17 protein-coding genes and 1 pseudogene are annotated in these 16,794 nt (G+C 68.1%); 12 read left to right on the top strand and 6 right to left on the bottom strand.

The features are described from left to right. Nucleotides 1-12 precede the first annotated feature (12 nt). From ACIGWZ_RS34940 to ACIGWZ_RS34905, 8 genes and pseudogenes are all read left to right on the top strand, one after another. Nucleotides 13-684 (top strand): DUF6445 family protein, encoded by a 672-nt coding sequence (locus ACIGWZ_RS34940; RefSeq protein ID WP_400071236.1) that lies wholly within the window; start codon nucleotides 13-15, stop codon nucleotides 682-684. 122 nt (nucleotides 685-806) lie between these two features. Beyond that, on the top strand, nucleotides 807-1,412 hold the full coding sequence (locus tag ACIGWZ_RS34935) for a LysE family translocator (RefSeq protein WP_400071234.1): 606 nt from the start codon (nucleotides 807-809) through the stop codon (nucleotides 1,410-1,412). A 324-nt stretch (nucleotides 1,413-1,736) separates the two neighbouring features. Then, nucleotides 1,737-2,321 (top strand): YrhB domain-containing protein, encoded by a 585-nt coding sequence (locus ACIGWZ_RS34930; protein ID WP_400071232.1) that lies wholly within the window; start codon nucleotides 1,737-1,739, stop codon nucleotides 2,319-2,321. Beyond that, a pseudogene (locus ACIGWZ_RS34925) lies at nucleotides 2,317-2,455 on the top strand (IS256 family transposase); the annotation flags it as partial. The gene ACIGWZ_RS34930 and the pseudogene ACIGWZ_RS34925, both read left to right, overlap by 5 nt. Before the next feature lie 72 nt (nucleotides 2,456-2,527). Then, nucleotides 2,528-3,103, top strand: coding sequence for a TetR/AcrR family transcriptional regulator (locus ACIGWZ_RS34920; RefSeq protein ID WP_400071230.1), 576 nt, complete (start codon nucleotides 2,528-2,530; stop codon nucleotides 3,101-3,103). A gap of 133 nt (nucleotides 3,104-3,236) precedes the next feature. Next, complete coding sequence (locus tag ACIGWZ_RS34915) at nucleotides 3,237-3,830, top strand: (2Fe-2S)-binding protein (RefSeq protein ID WP_400071229.1); 594 nt, start codon at nucleotides 3,237-3,239, stop codon at nucleotides 3,828-3,830. A 4-nt stretch (nucleotides 3,831-3,834) separates the two neighbouring features. After that, a complete protein-coding gene (locus tag ACIGWZ_RS34910) occupies nucleotides 3,835-4,809 on the top strand; it encodes an FAD binding domain-containing protein (protein ID WP_400071227.1) in 975 nt (324 codons plus the stop codon). Further along, nucleotides 4,809-6,956, top strand: a complete 2,148-nt coding sequence (locus ACIGWZ_RS34905; RefSeq protein WP_400071225.1) for a xanthine dehydrogenase family protein molybdopterin-binding subunit — start codon at nucleotides 4,809-4,811, stop codon at nucleotides 6,954-6,956. The genes ACIGWZ_RS34910 and ACIGWZ_RS34905 overlap by 1 nt, the downstream gene beginning before the upstream one ends. Before the next feature lie 123 nt (nucleotides 6,957-7,079). Here ACIGWZ_RS34905 and ACIGWZ_RS34900 read toward each other — a convergent pair whose 3' ends face one another. From ACIGWZ_RS34900 to ACIGWZ_RS34890, 3 genes are all read right to left on the bottom strand, one after another. Further along, entirely contained in the window at nucleotides 7,080-7,499 is a 420-nt protein-coding gene (locus ACIGWZ_RS34900) for a hypothetical protein (protein WP_400071223.1), read from the bottom strand. A 37-nt stretch (nucleotides 7,500-7,536) separates the two neighbouring features. Then, nucleotides 7,537-7,995 (bottom strand): hypothetical protein, encoded by a 459-nt coding sequence (locus tag ACIGWZ_RS34895; RefSeq protein WP_400071221.1) that lies wholly within the window; start codon nucleotides 7,993-7,995, stop codon nucleotides 7,537-7,539. Nucleotides 7,996-8,289: 294 nt separating this feature from the next. Continuing rightward, nucleotides 8,290-8,820 carry a GNAT family N-acetyltransferase gene (locus ACIGWZ_RS34890; protein ID WP_400071219.1) on the bottom strand — a complete coding sequence of 177 codons (531 nt, stop codon included), beginning with the start codon at nucleotides 8,818-8,820 and terminating at the stop codon, nucleotides 8,290-8,292. 182 nt (nucleotides 8,821-9,002) lie between these two features. Between ACIGWZ_RS34890 and ACIGWZ_RS34885 the strand changes: the two genes are divergently transcribed. Then, nucleotides 9,003-9,701: a helix-turn-helix transcriptional regulator gene (locus ACIGWZ_RS34885; RefSeq protein WP_400071218.1), complete on the top strand. Its 699-nt coding sequence runs from the start codon at nucleotides 9,003-9,005 to the stop codon at nucleotides 9,699-9,701. Between the two features lie 38 nt (nucleotides 9,702-9,739). Then, nucleotides 9,740-10,501, top strand: a complete 762-nt coding sequence (locus ACIGWZ_RS34880) for a nuclear transport factor 2 family protein (RefSeq protein ID WP_400071216.1) — start codon at nucleotides 9,740-9,742, stop codon at nucleotides 10,499-10,501. Between the two features lie 271 nt (nucleotides 10,502-10,772). Here the strand turns inward: ACIGWZ_RS34880 and ACIGWZ_RS34875 are convergent, their stop codons facing one another. Continuing rightward, nucleotides 10,773-11,252 carry a diadenosine tetraphosphate hydrolase gene (locus tag ACIGWZ_RS34875; protein WP_400071214.1) on the bottom strand — a complete coding sequence of 160 codons (480 nt, stop codon included), beginning with the start codon at nucleotides 11,250-11,252 and terminating at the stop codon, nucleotides 10,773-10,775. 326 nt (nucleotides 11,253-11,578) lie between these two features. Here ACIGWZ_RS34875 and ACIGWZ_RS34870 point away from each other — a divergent pair, with 326 nt between their 5' ends. Together ACIGWZ_RS34870 and ACIGWZ_RS34865 are read left to right on the top strand one after the other, a co-directional pair. Beyond that, entirely contained in the window at nucleotides 11,579-13,588 is a 2,010-nt protein-coding gene (locus ACIGWZ_RS34870) for a hypothetical protein (RefSeq protein WP_400071212.1), read from the top strand. Nucleotides 13,589-13,805: 217 nt separating this feature from the next. After that, nucleotides 13,806-14,702, top strand: a complete 897-nt coding sequence (locus ACIGWZ_RS34865; protein WP_400071210.1) for an aminoglycoside phosphotransferase family protein — start codon at nucleotides 13,806-13,808, stop codon at nucleotides 14,700-14,702. A 194-nt stretch (nucleotides 14,703-14,896) separates the two neighbouring features. Here the strand turns inward: ACIGWZ_RS34865 and ACIGWZ_RS34860 are convergent, their stop codons facing one another. Beyond that, nucleotides 14,897-15,091: a hypothetical protein gene (locus ACIGWZ_RS34860; RefSeq protein ID WP_400071208.1), complete on the bottom strand. Its 195-nt coding sequence runs from the start codon at nucleotides 15,089-15,091 to the stop codon at nucleotides 14,897-14,899. Between the two features lie 769 nt (nucleotides 15,092-15,860). Further along, the gene (locus ACIGWZ_RS34855; protein ID WP_400071206.1) at nucleotides 15,861-16,733 is read right to left on the bottom strand and encodes a transposase; all 873 of its coding nucleotides are present in this window, start codon (nucleotides 16,731-16,733) and stop codon (nucleotides 15,861-15,863) included. Nucleotides 16,734-16,794: the final 61 nt, after the last annotated feature.

Genomic DNA, 16,794 nt, shown 5'->3' with positions numbered 1-16,794 from the left:
TACGTTCCCCTCATGCCTCTACGCCCCCCGCCCCTACCGATCCTGCCGTACCGAAAACCGACCCGTGGCCGGGACTACTGGGTGCTGGACGACGTGCTGCCGGACCCGGCAGGCGTACGGGAGCGCTGCCTGGCCAGAAACGACTGGATCGAGGGCTACCCCCACAAGCCCGAGAGCTGGCCGGGCCTGCGCACCATGCCTGCGCTGGAACCGGGCGAGCTGGCGCATGTCGAGAAGCTGGTGAGAAAGGCGACCGGTGCCCCGAGGATCTGGGCCGAACGTCCTGCGGGCGGTGGCACGTCCAACCACAACTGCGTCCAGGTCGTCGGTGCGGGCGAGTGCGAGCCGCGCCCGCACACCGACTCCCGCACCCTGTGCCGCTATGCGGCCGTGCTGTACCTCAACCCCCTGGTCCCCAAGGACTTCGGCACCAGCTTCCACCGCCAGAGCCTGCCGGGCGGCACACTCGGCGGCAACCAGGTGGCCGCTCCGCACAACAACCTGGTCGACGCCCTCGGCACCCGCTTCGTCGCGCCCGACTCCTTCGTCGAGGACCTCCGCGTCCCTCACCGCGCCAACCGCCTGCTGCTCTACTCCGCGAACCTGATCCACACGGCCACCGGCTACTGCGGCGCCACCCTGGAGCAGAAGCGGATGACAGCGGTCTTCTTCTGGATGGCCTGACCCGCCCGACCCCTCGCAGGCTGAACCGGGTATGGACCAGTGAATGCTCCCTACTTTGGCTCTGTTGGCCGGACCAGCACCGCGGCAGGGTGAGAGCACCCTTGATCCTTGCGGAGGTCTCCTTGAGTATCGCGTTCCTTCTGACCACCTTGGTTGTGGTGGTCACCCCGGGCACTGGCGCGGTGTACACGCTCGCCACCGGGCTGTCCCACGGTCGCCGGGCGAGTGTGGTTGCCGCGCTCGGTTGCACCCTCGGCGTCGTTCCGCATCTGGTGGCGACGATCAGCGGCCTGGCGGCTCTGCTGCACACCAGCGCCGTCGCGTACGAGGTGGTGAAGTACCTCGGTGTCGGCTACCTGCTGTACATGGCGTGGGCGACGCTGCGCGACAAGGAGGCGCTGGCGGTTGAGGGGGAGGCCGAGCCGCGGTCGGCGGCCCGTCTGATCGCCTCCGGGGTCCTGATCAACCTGCTGAATCCGAAGCTCACGATGTTCTTCGTCGCGTTCCTGCCGCAGTTCGTCCCTGTCGGCGAGCCCGACTCCCTCGGCGTGATGCTCCGCCTCAGCGCCGTCTTCATGGCACTGACCTTCGTCGTCTTCGCCGCATACGGAATGTGCGCCGCCGCCGTACGCAACCGCGTGCTGGCCCGGCCAAAAGTCATGACCGGCATCCGCTGGGTGTTCGCCGCCTGCTTCGCGGGCCTGAGCGCAGGGCTGGCGGTGACGTGAGAGAGCGTCGCTGCGTACACCTGCAAGGCCCCCGAGCAGCCGTACGTCATCGGCCTCGAAGGCAGCAGGTCGCATGGCGCCCGGGGCCTGGGTGGAGTGGAGGGGGAGGCGCGGAATGGGGGACCACCGCGTGCCAGCGGAACGTCCAGCACAAAAACACCCCGAGTGCTCGGCCGCTGGACTCCTCCAGGCCACAGTGCCCGGAGCACTTGTTCCGTGGCTGTCGTATTCCTGAGCAGGAAGGTCCGTCAGCCCCCTCGTACGTGGCTCTGGGCCGCGCGAATTCGCTGGTCGACAAAGGGGCCCGTACGGGATGCTGCACGCGTGATCGAGCGAGAAGCCGCCGTTCGGGCTGTCGAAGAACAGCTGGAGCGCGACTATCAGCAGTGGCGGGCCGTGAGTGTGGACGCGATGCGGATGGCTGTGGTCTGTGTCGAGGAGCACGAGCTGGTGTGGATCGTCTCCTGGCAGTCCGAGGAGTTCGTACGCACACGGAACTCGGAGTACATGCTGGCCGGCAATGGGCCGTACCTGGTCGACCGCGTCGACGGGGGACTACACCGGATCGGCGTGGTCTCCGCGCTGGGCGGGGAGTGGGAGGCCGACTACCGGGCCCGGATACGTGGGCTGCCGGTGCGCACCGCAGTGGACGACCTACACGATGCGCTACGCGGAGTCGCCGCTACGCGCGGACGCATGCACGCTGTGCGGACATTGCGCCAGAGGCTGCCCGTGCTCTCGCCTGCGGAGGCCATCGAGTACGTGAGCGCGTTGCTGGACGGTGCTGCACCCGCGCGCCTCGTGGCCGTCGCTACCAAGGAACTCGTGGAGCCTCTCAACCCGGCACTTGCTGTGGAGACCATGGTGAGTGGGGCAGTGATCCGAGCCGGTCGGAAACCTGACGGATGACTGGAAAGCCAGTCGGCATGCCGATCCCTTCGAGTCGACGTTCTCCACCGTCCGGCTACGGACCAAGGTCACCCGAGGGGCCACACCTCGTCGCCCTCGCCCGAGCCGGGGCCCGTTTCGAGCGCGGCGTCCTCCGTTCGGCCAGGACCCGCAGCGCAAGCCGAAGGTATCCGATGACATTGAGTGTCATCACTAGGATGAGTGACATGGGTCGATGGATGCCGGACGCAGCGGGCCGACTGTCGCGGGCCGCGCTTGAGCTGTACGAGGAGCGCGGCTTCGAGGACACCACGGTCGCCGAGATCGCCGAGCGGGCCGGTCTGACGAAGCGGACGTTCTTCCGTCACTTCCCCGACAAGCGCGAGGTGCTGTTCCCGCTCTCGGCCCGGATTCACCAGGTGATCGTCGACGCCATGGCCGCCGCGCCGGCCGACTTCTCGCCGCTCGCCGTCGTCCTGGAGGGGTACGGCGCCGCTGTGGACATGGTGAACAAGGGGCATGCGCACGCCCGGCGTCGACGAGCCGTCATCGTGGCCAACCCGGAGCTTCGGGAGCGAGAGCTGACCAAGTTCGCCGCGACCACTGCGGCCGTGACCGAGGCGTTGTGCGCGCGCGGTGTCGCGCCGCGGGCCGCCTTCCTGACCGCCGCGGCGGGTGCCGCCGCATGGAGAGATGCGCGCGCATGCTGGATCGAGGGTCCGGAGACACAGGACCTGCACGCCCTGCTGCGTGAATCCGTGGAGGAGCTCAGGGCCGCGGTCGCGGCCCCCCTCGCGCCGTAAGCCACAGGCACAACAGCCGTAGCCGCGCCTGTCGTTGCTGCTCTCGTTATCCATGACACCTGGTGTCATCACTGTTACGATGACACCAGGTGTCATCACATGCCACGTGTTCGACCGAGAGGGTCCATCGCGCATGTCGGAAACGTTCGACGAGGCCACCACGCTCAAACGACGAACCTTCGTCGCGGCATCGGCAGCGGCGGCCGGAATACCCCTGCTGACCTCGGATCGCCTGCCCACCTCCACACCCGCGACGGCCGACCGGCTCTCCACCGTCCGTCTGACGGTCAACGGCGAGCAGCGCACCGCCCAGGTCGACAACCGCACCTCACTCCTCGACCTCCTCCGCGAGCACCTGGACCTCCCCGGCACGAAGAAGGGCTGCGACCAGGGCGCCTGCGGAGCCTGCACGGTGCTCGTGGACGACCGGAGGGTGAACGCCTGTCTCACTCTCGCCGTGATGCACCAGGGCGCGCGCGTCACCACGATCGAGGGGCTCGCCCGGGGCGAGCAACTGCACCCGCTGCAACAGGCGTTCATCGACCACGACGGCCTTCAGTGCGGCTACTGCACGCCGGGGCAGCTCATGTCGGGCGTCGCCTGTATCGCCGAGGGCCACACCGGCTCCCGGGAGGAGATCCGCGAGTGGATGAGCGGCAACCTGTGCCGGTGCGGGGCGTACACGAACATCGTCTCCGCCATCGAGCAGACGGCCAAGGAGGCCTGACCGCGTGCATCCCTTCGCCTTCAGCCGAGTCTCCACCGTCACCGCCGCGCTCAACGCCGGTGCCCGCGACGGCCGTTACATCGCCGGCGGGACCACACTGGTCGACCTCATGCGGGAGACCGTCGAGCGCCCCGCGCACGTGGTCGACATCAACGGGCTGCCGTACAAGGACATCACCGTCACCCGACAAGGGCTGCACATCGGTTCCCTGGTCCGGATGAGCGAGCTCGCCGCGCATCCGGAGGTGCGCGCCGCGTACCCCCTCCTCTCGCAGGCCCTCGAACTCGGCGCCTCGGCTCAGCTGCGCAACATGGCCTCCATCGGGGGCAACATCATGCAGCGGCCCCGCTGTCCGTACTTCCGGGACGTCCACTCCGCCTGCAACCGCCGTGACCCGGGCTCGGGTTGCGATGCCCGGCACGGCGACAACCGTATGCAGGCGATCCTGGGGACGAGCACCCACTGCGTGGCAACTCACCCCTCGGACTTGGCAGTCGCCCTCGTGGCGCTGGACGCCGTGATCCAGGTACGGGGCCTCGACGGCACCCGCTCCCTCCCGGTCCAGGACTTCTTCCTCCGCCCCGGAGACACGCCCCGGAACGAGCACGCGCTCCGGCCGGGCGAGCTCATCACCTCCCTGACCGTCCCCGCGGGAGCGCACACGCGCCGCTCGGGATATCTGAAGGTCCGCGACAGGCAGTCGTACGAGTTCGCCCTCGCGTCCGCGGCGGTGGCGCTGGACATCAGGGGCGGCGTGGTGCGGGGCGCCAGGGTGGCCGTCGGCGGTGTGGCGACCGTGCCGTGGCGGCTGCCCAAGGTGGAGGAGGCGCTCGTCGGCAAGCGGCCGGGACGCCGGACGTGGGCGGATGCCGCGGCCCTCGCGGCCGAGGGCGCCGTACCGCTGTCCGAGAACGCCTTCAAGGTGCGGCTGCTCGAACGGACCGTACGCCGCCAGCTCATGACGATCGGAGGACAGTGATGGCGAAGACCGTCGTCGGGCAGCCGCTCTCCCGCGTCGACGCCCGCCGCAAGGTGACCGGCGCGGCCACCTACGCGGCCGAGCACCGCGTCGAAGGCCTGTTGTACGGAGTGATCGTCAACGGCACGGCGGCCCGCGGCACGGTGAGCCGGATCTCGGTGGACGCGGCGCTTGCCCACCCGGGCGTCCTGCGCGTCCTGACCGACTTCGGCAAGCTGCAACTGGCCCACCCCGTCGATCGGATCGCCTTCTACGGCCAGCCCATCGCGGTCGTCGTCGCGGAGACCCTGGAGGCGGCGACCCATGGCGCCTCGCTGGTCGAGGCGACGTACGAACGGCAGGACGCGGTCACCGACTTCGACGATCCTGACATCCCCTCGCAGACACCGGAGGACGAGCCCGACTACAGCCGCGGCGACCCGGCGGGCGCGCTGGCCTCGGCGCAGGTGAAGGTGGACCTGGAGCTCACCAGCGCCCGGGAGAACCACAACCCCATCGAACTGCCCTCGACCATCGCCCGGTGGCAGGACGGACGGCTGACGCTCTGGGACAAGACCCAGTGGTCACAGGGCGCCGCGCACACGGTGGCCGGCGCGCTCGGCATCGCCGTCGGCGACGTCCGCGTGCACAACGAGTTCGTGGGCGGAGGGTTCGGCAGCGGAATCCAGACCTACGACCATGTCATCCTGGCCGCGTTCGCCGCACGCGAGGTCGACAGGCCCGTCAAGGTGGTGCTGACCAGGCGGCAGTTCTACTACGGCACCGGGTTCCGGCCGGCCAGCCGGCACCGGATCGCCCTCGGCAGCACTGCGGCCGGACGCGTCAGCGCACTCGCCTACGAGGTCCGTATCGAGAACGCGCGCTACCGGCCCTACACGGACGGCCTGACCGACCTGCCGAAGTTCCTCTACGGCGTCCCCAACACCCGTACCGCCTACCGGGTCACGCCCGTCGACGTCCACTCTCCGGCCTCCATGCGAGGCCCGGGCGTGGTGCTCGGCAACTTCGCCCTGGAAACCGCGATGGACCAGCTCGCGCACGACCTGGCCGTAGATCCCATCGAGTTGCGGCTGCGCAACGAGCCGACCCGGGACGAGGTCTCCCAACTTCCCTTCTCCACACGGAAGTTGCGCGAGTGCTACGACACTGGCGCACGCCGCTTCGGCTGGTCCCGGAGGCACGCCGAGCCGGGCGCGCGCACGGACGGCGACCTGCTCATCGGCAGGGGGATGGCGACCGCCGGCTACCACAACAACCGCCGCGACGCCGGCGCACGGGCCCGGATCCACGCCGACGGCACCGCCGATGTCTTCGCGGCCTCCGCGGACATGGGCCCCGGCACCACCACCTCGGTCATGCAGGTCGCCGCGGACGCCCTGGGGCTGCCCGCCTCGGCGGTCACCTTCAGGCTGGGCGACTCCAGCTACCCCACCGCGCCCCTGCACGCGGCGGCCTGCACCATGGCGAGCGTGGGCTCGGCCGCGCACACCACCTGCAACGCGCTGAAGGCGGAGTTCATCCGCAGGGCGGTGGCGGACCCCGACTCGCCTCTCCACGGCGCGAATCCTGCGGATGTGCACGCCCGCGACGGCTACCTGTCGGCCGCCGACGGAGGAGCCCGGGACAGCTACCGGGACATCCTGCGCCGCGCCGGTCTGCCCAGCCTCGAAACCACCGGCAACTGGGGCCCGGGCGACGCCGATTCAAGGATCTCCAGCTACGGCTACGGCGCCGTCTTCGCCGAAGTCTCCGTCGATCCCCTGCTGGGCCTCGTCCGCGTACGGCGGATCTTCGCGGCGTACGACGTGGGGCGGGTGATCAGCCCCAAACTCGCCCACAGCCAGGCCATCGGCGGCATGGTCGGCGGCATCGGCATGGCCCTCCTCGAGGGCACCGTCACCGACCACCGCGACGGCCGCATCGTCAACGCGAGCCTCGCCGACTATCTCGTGCCGGTGAACGCGGACGTCCCCGACCTCGACGCCGCCTTCATCAACACCGAGGACCCGCAGGCCGATCCGATCGGTGTGAAGGGACTCGGTGAGATCACCATCGTCGGGGTGGCGCCCGCCATCGGCAACGCGGTGTTCAACGCGACGGGCAAACGCCTGACGGACCTGCCGATCCGTCCTGAGGCACTACTTTGACCTGGTGCGTTTCCACGAGGTGAGGGAGTGGGAGGCAGTGGTGCGCCCTTCCGCGGGGCGCACTTGTCGCCGCCCGCGGAAGGGCGCAGTTGTCCGGGCCGCCGAACCTGCCGGACCCAGGGTCTACGGCACGTACTTCTCCCAGGCGCTCCAGCCGCCGGAGTCGAGCTGGGAGTAGATCCGGGTGCTCCCCGCGGTGACCGCGTAGATCCGGTGCTTGCCGGTCGGGCGGATCTCGTACGTGTCCATGGTGTACGCGGCTCCGTTGCTGACCCGGACGGGACCGTTACTGCTGCCCGAAATCCGGTACACGTAGGAGTTCGGCGGGCTGACGAAGAACACTTCGTCCCTTATGCCGTCGCGGTCCCAGTCGGCATTCACCCACTTTCTTCCGCACACCACGGGAACACTGTGGCCGAATGCCTCGATCCGGCACTTGAAATCCGAGGACGGGCTCTGCGGAGCGGCTTGCGCGGGCGCCGCCGGCATGGCGATCGCCCCCATGACGCCTACGGCCAGCATGGCCAAAGTGCGAGAGTTCACCTTTCATTCCCCCTGTGATGACCGACGTACGGGTCGGCTAGCCGCGCAGGTGCGGATTCGGCACCCATTTCGTGTGCTGCTTCTCCTTGGTCCGGGACCCGAAGAGCTCGACACGCGCATAGGCCAGCCGCTCGTCCTGCGCGAAGTAAGTGAGGAAGACGTCACGCCATTCCTTGCACGCCTTGTCCCCGATCGGAACCCGGAAGATCGACGGGGAGGTTCTGACGCTTGCGGCACCGCCCATGGTGACGTACCCCTGGAGCTGGACCGTCGCCTGGTCCTTGTCCCCCGGCGTCGCGTCGCACAGCTGCAGAGTGATGTCTTCGAGGCGGTTGGCGTTCGCCCACGCGCCGCTCCAGTTCACCCTGATGTCGCCGGCCGTTCCAGAGGGGAACTGTGTAGCGGCCAGAGCCGACCCGGTCAGCGCCGTCGTTGATACGGAGATGGCCGCGGCGATAACAGCGATCCCCTTGGCCGCGGTCCTGTTGAATCTCATAGTGCAGTTCATCCCCCGGAATTGGTCGTGTGGCCCCTGCGGATCGGCCAGCGAAAACGCTAGCAGCGGTTCGCATAAAGGGGTAGAAGGAGACAAATTCCGAAGCGTCGCCTTCCGCATGCCCGCTGGCGGGTGGCCTACCACCCGCATCTCCCGCAGCACCCTCCCCAGCAGCATCGCGAATTCCTTGAACTCCGGTGCCGCAGCCCCCACTGCCTTCGCCCCGCCGTCCCACCGCCGCAGCCCTCCCCGCTGGTGGAGCAGCGCTGCGCACGGGCAGCGGCTTGCTCGCCTTTATCGGGCGAGGGGCGACGTGTCGCGCGCAGTCAGATGACGGGCCAACACGCGGGTGGTGCTGCCGTCGTCCTCTGTGATGTCCCGGACATGCTCGAAACCGATTCCGTCCAGCAGGGTCAGTGAGGCCTTGTTCGGTGCAGCTACCGTGGCGTAAACCTTGGTCAGCCCGAGGATCTCGAAGCCATAGGCGACGATCGCCTCTGCCACCTCGGTCCCCAGGCCACACCCCCATGCCGCCGGGGCCAGAGCGTAGATGATCTCGTGGCCTTCGACGACGTCGATCGGCTTGAGCTCGGCGTGCCCGACCAGAAGTCCGTCCCGACGGACAGCCCAGACAGAGAAGAGTTCCTGGGCGTAGACCTTCGTGAAGATCCGCCCGAACAGGGCCCGGTCTGCTGCTTCGGAAGCAGGGCCTTCACCCATCCACTGCGACACCCTGGTGTCCTGGAACAGAGCGACGAAGTCCTCTTCGTCCTCAGGGACGTACGGCTCCAGCAGCAGCCGCTCGGTGCGCAGAGTTGAGGTCACAGACGGCGACGCTACCCACGCGGCATCCAGGTCGGCAAACCACTTTCACCTGCGCGGAAATTGCCCTCCCCGTCGCCATGGGCAGGGCATGCGGCGCGTCGGGAGCGGTCACTTTGCGGTCAGCTGACTGCTGCACCGACTCGGGGTCGGCTCGACTCGGTGGCGGCGGTTAGGCTGGCGCAGTGAACCGCACAGATCGCCTGTATGCGCTGGTCGAGGAGCTTCGAGCGGTGGCGCCCCGGCCGCGCAGTGCTCCATGGCTGGCACGGCGGTTCGAGGTCAGCGTGCGCACCGTGGAGCGGGATCTCGAAGCGTTGAGGCAGTCGGGCCTGCCGATCCGCAGTGACTCCGGTCGGGCTGGTGGGTACAGCCTGGACCGGGACCGTACGCTGCCGCCCGTGACACTCAGCGCCACTGAGGCCCTCGCCGTCAGCGTCGCGCTTCGCACAGCGGCGTCCACGCCGTTCGCGGCAGCCGCACACCGCGCCGGTCAGAAGGTGCGGGCAGTGCTGCCCGCCGACGTGCGACAGCGGGAGGAAGCGCTCGCGCGGCTGGTGTACCGGGTCGGGGAGCACGCGCCCGGCCAGAGCGGCAAGTTGAACGAGATCATCGTCGAGGCAGTGGTCTCCGGACATGTCCTGCACCTCACCTATACCGACCGGGCCGGCGCGGCAACAACGCGCGACGTCGAGCCGTTGGGCCTCCTGTGGGGACCCAGCGGCTGGTATCTGGCGGCGTGGTGCCGGCTGCGGTCAGCGGTCCGAGGCTTCCAGCTCGACCGGATCGCCTCGTTGGAACTGTCGGACGAACGAGTGGCGTCCCGGGAACCACAGTGGACGGCCGAGTTGAAGCGCTTGGATGCCGAACCTTTCGCTCTGTGATCTGAAACACCGACAGGACGGTGTCGCGAGGGGCCGCAATGCTGTTCACCATGGACAACGAAAAGCGCATGATCACGTGGTGCCGCATGTGGAACGAGGACCCCTCCCTGGCGTACGGCCTGATGTCCGACGATTGCGTGCAGTGGTCGGATCACGGAGCCGGCCTGGACACGGTGGTCGGCCCGCACGAGCAGGAACAGTTCGTTACCGGATACCGCGCGCGCCACGTGAACATCTTCAGCCCGCGAATACTCGTCGACGCCGGTGACCGATTCGCCTACCTGTGGGATGTGAGGAAGGCCGACGGTCAGGTACTGACCGGCCTCGACGTCAACATTCTCACGGACGACCGCATACGGGAGAACTGGACGTTCGTGGCGGAGCGGCGTTGTGAGCAATCCGATCCAGAACCCGATGCGGCCCCTCCGACCGACCCTGCCACGATCGAGGACCTGTGCCACCACTGGGTTCAGCTTCGCAACGGCCGGGCCGAGCTGGTCACGGACGTGGTGACGGACGACTTCGACCTGTTCTCGGGCGTCGGACCGGGTGGCGATGCGCACGGCCCCTCCGAGTTGGCCGACCTGATCGAGCGACAGGCCAAGACCGACGACCCGCCCGCCATCACGATCCACCGGCAGCCCATCGTCGACCCCGCGCGAAGGTACGTAGCGTTTCTCTGGACGGCCGAAACCAGGTCTGACGGTACCTCTGTCGGCGGCGTCGACCTCCTGACAGTGCGCTCCGGCCGGTTCGCACGCGCGTGGTCCCTGACGGGGATTCGTCCATTCCGGTACTGAAGCCCGACCTGGTGTGATCGCTCCGGGCGGGACTGGCGGGAGTGCGTCGGGCGGGACTGGCGGGAGTGCGCCGGGCGGCTCGGGTCGTTCATGCTCTGGCTGCGGACGACGAGCTCCAGCGGCTCCGCCGCGAGCTGAGCACGTTCAGCCATACTTTCCCGGCTCCCGCCTAGGAACAGGGCCAGGGGGACGACGCCAAGGGCGTCGTCCCCCTGGCCCGCTGACCACCTATCCGGGCTCTGAGCAGCGAGTGGCCAGAGCATGCTCGTCGTCAGACCGCTGCGGTCAGTCGATCGAGTTCTCTGCTGATCTCTTCCCGCACGGCGTCATGGCGAGCGCCCAGGGCATATCGCTCATTTGCCCAGTTCTCACGGGGATAGAGCCAGACCGGCAGGTGCACCAGGTCGGTCGGTTCCCACTCGAAGCGCGGCCACACATGGGCGTGCAGGAATCCGTCGGTGTTGCCAAGGATCTCCAAGTTCACCCGGCGGAAAGCCGGGTCAAGGCGCCGACAGGCATGCTCAACGGCTTCACCGAGCACATCCATATCGGACAGGAACGCCAACCTCTTCGCCTTCGGAAGCTCGGACAGCCTCTCCACACGGGGGTCGTCCACCAAGAGCACCGAGTAGCCCGGCAAGAACTGGACGTCTCCGATCACCGCGAACCCTGCCGTCAACCGCCTCAGCACCGCGGGGTTCTCCCCCCGTAGAGCGCTTCCGATCCGGTCAGTCCGCCATTCGCTCGTCATGGAAGAAACCTATGCTCCGGCGATCAAGGGGGCAGCACAGTCGGCCCTCCGGGGAGACGAGCAGGTGCTGATGTCACACCAAGGTGATCAGCAGGGCCGAGACCCAGAGGCGGAAGAGGTGTTGGGCCTGGTCGACGGAGCATCGGCCCTGCGGGTTCTTCGCGAACTCGCTGCTTCCTCCGGCCGGCCCGGGCGAATGTGTGATCTTGGCCAGTTTGACCGCTACCGAGTGCGCGTATGTCGTGACAACTTGTGGCGAACCTGCTGCCGAGAGTACGGCCGGTGGCCCACCCCATGTCGGTGCACCAACTACTTCAGGAGGCCGTATGTCCACCACCCTCACCTCGGCCGAGCGCGCCGCTCTGTTGCGCGAACAGCTGTCCGGCGCCCGGTCCGAGACCCGGTCGGCCCGCCGGCTGCGGCAGAGCCCGGCAGTGAACGTCCTGATCGGCGCGACGCTGCATGCCGCGGCACGCCGGGAGCGGGGGCTGGAGCTGACCGAGCTGGAAGAACTGCTGGCCGGCAAGGTGGAGTCGCTGTTCGGCCCGCAGATGCTGGCGGAGTTCGGCCGCATCTACCAGGAGCCTGCCTCCCGGTCCGGTGCCGCCTCTCTGTTTCCGGCGCTGATCGCCGACCGTCCGTGGGAGGAGGGCTTCGGCGCCGAGGACCTGTGCGCGTTCGCGCCCGAGATCCAGAAGGAGGTCGAGGGCCTGCCCGGCGTCCGGCAGGTGGCGGTGGAGGACCTGGAGCGCGGGGTGCTCACGGGCGAGGAAGACGTCGTCGTGGTCACCGGCGCCCCGACCAAGGGCACCGAGTTCGAGGTCGACGACATCCACGAAGTGCGGCTGAAGTTCGTGAAGTTCCGCTGCGACCGCCGCTCCACCGAGCTGGGCAAGGACGAGATCTACTGGGCCTCGGCCGGGGCCGGCGACAGCAAGGCCCAGATCGTCATGCTCACCCCCGAGTTCGACGAAATCGTCACCGGGTCGGAGCGTGACTTCGCGTCCCACGCGTTCTGGTTCAAGGGCGCCGCCGAGGGCTTCATGGCCGGCCACATCCAGGTCTGGGAGGCCGATCACAGCCCCTCCTCCCACTACGCGAAGGTCCGCCAGGGCCTGGCCGACATCGCCCAGACCTTCGCCTACTCCGCCCTGGAGTCCGGCCCCACCTGGGACGCCGTCTTCCTGGGGATGGTGGCCGCCGCCGCAGGCCTGGTCAACTGGATCCTGAGCCTGAACAAGGACGACTTCATCAAGGAGTCCACCTTCGCCTACACCCGCGACGCGCTGGCCCGCATGGCCGGCACCAACGGCGGCCGCTCCCAGCTGGTCTTCGACGGCGGCGGCCAGGGCAAGCACACTCTGACCATCGAGGTGTCCTTCGGCCCGGTCATCGCCTCCAACCTGCGGCACTCCCTCTACTACAACGGGAAGTGGTCCACACCCGTCCACGTCCCCCAGCTGATGTCCGCAACCGTTCCCAGCATGGTCACACTCACCCAGCCCGCCATGCATGAAACCCGAACCCCGTCAGGGCTGTATGCGTTTTTCAAGGACGCCGGCGACGTCGTGCAGTTCACCCGGTACGACGGCGAGGCGTGGACCGCGCCGATCACCGTCCGCGATTCCGACAACCGGGAGGTGCGCTCCAAGTACGACGTGGGTGTCGTGGCGCACCGGCAATTCGATTCCGCAGAGATACCCCCCACGCTGATCCTGGGGTGGACCGACCACAGCTCGTCCACCGCCACCCGGTTCGACGCGGTCAACCCGGAAACCGGCCGGCTCGGGACAAGCTACGGTCGGGTCAGCTCCTTCAGCCAGCAGCCCTCCATGGTGTCGCACAAGGGAAACTTGTACCTGTTCCGCAGCATGTATGACTGGGGCGAGCTGGTCGTCTCGGTCTACGACCCCGGCCCCGCAGCCCCCAACGGCTGGGCGCCGGGACGCAACCACCCCATGCAGCTCGCACCAGACACCCCCCGGGTCATCGTCTACCAGGACCGCATCTGGGTGTTCGCCAAAGACCGACAGAATCCCTCACGGTGCCGGGTGGCCAGCAGCTCGGACCTCTACCTTCACCAATGGCGCGACGAGCCGACACTGTCCGTGGTGCAGGCCGAGCGCGTACCCGCTGTGGCTGCCGCCCACTTCGGAGCCTATGAAGACTCCGAGGAGAGGCTTGCCTTCACCAACTACGCCCAGGGGGGCTTCGTCACATGGATGACCCGCAACGGGGAGGGGATGACTCTGGCTGCCCTCCGGAAAGAGGACAGCGTCCGGCGCGGTATGGCCACCGCCTTCCACCTGGGCACCCTGCACCTGCTCTTCTGGTGACCACTTTCATGGCCACCTCGCGCCGCGGACCACGCTGCCTGGAACCGGGGAGTGTGACGGCTCTCGCCCGGCGCCCGGCAGGCGCTACAGCCCGGCCCGTCCCAAAGTCTCTGCTCTGCAGTTCTCTGAAACCGAATCGGTGATGCCAGAGGAAGCACAGCGAAGATGTTCGGGAGCGAGAGCCGCTCCGCCTGCCGCCTCAGTACTGTGACTTCGCATGACCGACACCGAGATCGAGATCACCGCAGACCTGGTTCGCGACCTGCTGCAGGAGCAACATCCAGACCTTGCAGGGCTGGCCATCCGCGAGGTGGCGGGCGGCTGGGGCAACCAAATGTGGCGCCTCGGGGACGAGTTGGCCGTGCGCATGCAGCGCATGGACCCCACCCCGGAGCTCCAGCTCAAGGAGCGGCGGTGGCTCCCCGTGCTGGCCCCGCGCCTGCCGCTCCCGGTGCCGACCCCGGTGCGGTTCGGCGAACCGTCCGAGCGCTTCCCCAAGCACTGGACCGTGATGACGTGGGTTCCCGGCGAGCCGCTGGACCACGGCTCGATCAGCCGCGGCGCCGACGCGGCCGACACGCTGGCGGGTTTCCTCCGGGCGCTCCATGTGGAGGCGCCCGCCGAGGCGCCGATCGCTACGGACCGCGGTGCCCATCCCAGGAACTGCACGGACGGCTTCGAGTACTTCTTCCAGGCCGTTGCCCCCGACGACATCGCTGCAGACCTCCGGGCCGTCTGGGACGACGCCGTTGCGGCCGACGCGTGGGAGGGTCCGCCGGTGTGGGTGCACGGCGACCTGCATCCCGCGAACGTCGTCGTCTCGGACGGAACGCTCTCGGGCATCGTCGATTTCGGTGACATGTTCGCCGGGGATCCGGCGTGGGACCTCGCCGCTGCGTGGGTGCTGCTACCCGCGGGCACGGCCTCACGGTTCTTCGACATGTATGCGCATGCCGACGAGGCGGCGATCCGGCGCGCCCGCGGGCTGGCCGCCATGAAGAGCCTCTTCCTGATGCTCATGGGGCAGAACGGAGATCGGGGCCTTCCCGGCGGCAAGCCGAACTGGGGACCTGCAGGCCGGGCGGCACTTGATCGTGTTCTGAAGGGTGTTTGATGCGCGCTTCTTCGAACTTGTTCTCGATCTTGGTTGAGGGCCACGCGGCAGTCCACCTTCGTGGGTTCATCGATCATCACGCGTGGTGGGGATGAAGCTCCTATTGAGCGTCAAGCGGCTTGTGAGGTGTCGGGCGACGCGAGAACGTCAGTGAGTTCCGACATCTGATGTCGGTACTTCCGACATGAGGTGTGTCAGTAGGCAGGCGGGGGCACTTCGGCGTCGAGGGTGCGGAGTCCGTACTGGACGTCGTCGGCGAGGGCCGCGATGTCGTCATCGACAAGAACCAGGAGCCCGGCATCGATCAGCCCGGCGATGGCGGAAGCCCACTCCGGCGACTCGCGGCCCTCCGGGGAGACACACCCGTCGTAGTGCGCGCGGAACAGCACAGCGGACGCCCGTTCGAGGCGCAATAAGGCCCCCGGCCGCCTGCCAGCCACCGGGGGCCTCACACACGCATCACCCGGCGACGGAGCGGGTGTGGTGGACCGTTAGTACGTGGTACATAGACGCCTCTCGCGAAGTGCGAGCCGCATCAACTGCAAGCCCCCGTGGCCCCGTCCGCTCAGCCGACGTTCGCAGCAGGCATCCCTAGAACCTGACGGCTGACTCGGCGGGCGAGTCCTTGCTCCCGATACACCTTGATAAATCGCGGTGTATCCAAGATCTTGAGCTGGCCAATCTGCCCGGTGATCTGGCACGCACTCACGTCGATGATGTCAGGCCCGAAGGTGATGTGACGAACCACAGTCTCGTACGGCTCACAGTCGTTCGGGTTCCGCTGGTTCGGGGGAGGGACACGGAGGTCGAAGCCCGCTGGGGCTACGTCGCGGTCAGCTGCGGACGAGTCATCCGGCCGTACCGCGTTGATCAGCCGCCGGGTTCTATCGCGGAACCAGACCTGGCCGATACTCCCGTTGAGCATGCAATAGACACGCTTTCCGTCGTAAGACCGATTTTCGTACGGCTCACAGTGGTGCTGATCCCGCTGGCTCGGAAGAGGCACGCGGAACGTGAGTTTCGCTGCAGATTGATCATAGTATTGGTAAGCCACGACTGGGGGGCGGTCAGCCGCGTCGGCCTCAGGTGCCACGGCAACAAGCCCTGGGAGGACAGCCGTAGCCGCTGCGATACTCACGAAAGCCTTTCGGGATTCTCTCATTGCGCACCTCCGATAATCATCATTCGCTGTGTAAACGAGCCGTCTGACGCCAAGTCACCGCCCCGGGCCGGCCAGACAGCCGGCCCGGGGCGGTGACTTGGCTGGGACATGTGGGGCGGTGGGATCGCCGCTGATGCGGGCGAGCGCCTGGCGGTCGGCGACGGCGCGTCGCGCTCGCGTCCCGGGCCAGCCGAAGAACTGGCGCCGAACCTCCCCGACGGACACTGCCACTTCTCATGTCGGGACCACCTGACAGTTCGTGTCGGCCCACATGAGGCAGGCGTTGTGGTGCTCGTCACCCCTGGGAGGTGTCGGTGGATCTCGCGGGCGACGAACCGTTTCAGGCACCGGATGATGTCCTTCTTCGTCAGACCCTGGGTGGTGCGTCGGGCGACGTACTCCTGGGTGCGCGGGTCGCATTTCATGCGGACGAGCACGATGGTGTGCAGGGCGGAGTTGGCGTGACGGTCGCCTCCGCGGTTGAGTCGGTGGCGGTCGGTGCGGCCGGACGAGGCGGAGATGGGGGCTGCGGCGCAGAGGTGGGCGAAGGCGGCCTCGGAAGTGAGGCGGTCGGGATTGTCGCCCGCGGTTTCGAGCAGCTGGCCGGCGGTCTCGGGGCCGACGCCGGGCAGGGCGACAAGCCTGGGGGCGGCCCGGGTGACCAGCGGTCCGATCTCGGCGTTGGCTTCTTTGATCTCATCACTGAGCTGGAGGTAGCGGCGTGCCAGACGCCGTAGCGCGACCTTGACCGCGCAGGCTGGATCGTGGAGTTCCCCGGCGGGCCGGGAGCGCGCCAACGTGTCGATCAGCACGCTGGTGGGCAGGGCCCGCAGCTTGTCGCGCACCGACGACGGTGCGGTGACGATCATTCCCAAGGACAGCCGAAGCGTCAGTCAGTGGCCGGGGCAGACCCCCGAACGGTGCCAGGTC

The sequence above is a fragment of the Streptomyces sp. NPDC053427 genome (genome assembly GCF_044544985.1).
GTDB lineage: Bacteria > Actinomycetota > Actinomycetes > Streptomycetales > Streptomycetaceae > Streptomyces.
Note: the sequence above shows the minus strand (reverse complement) of the source record. Positions and strands in the feature narration are given on the sequence as shown.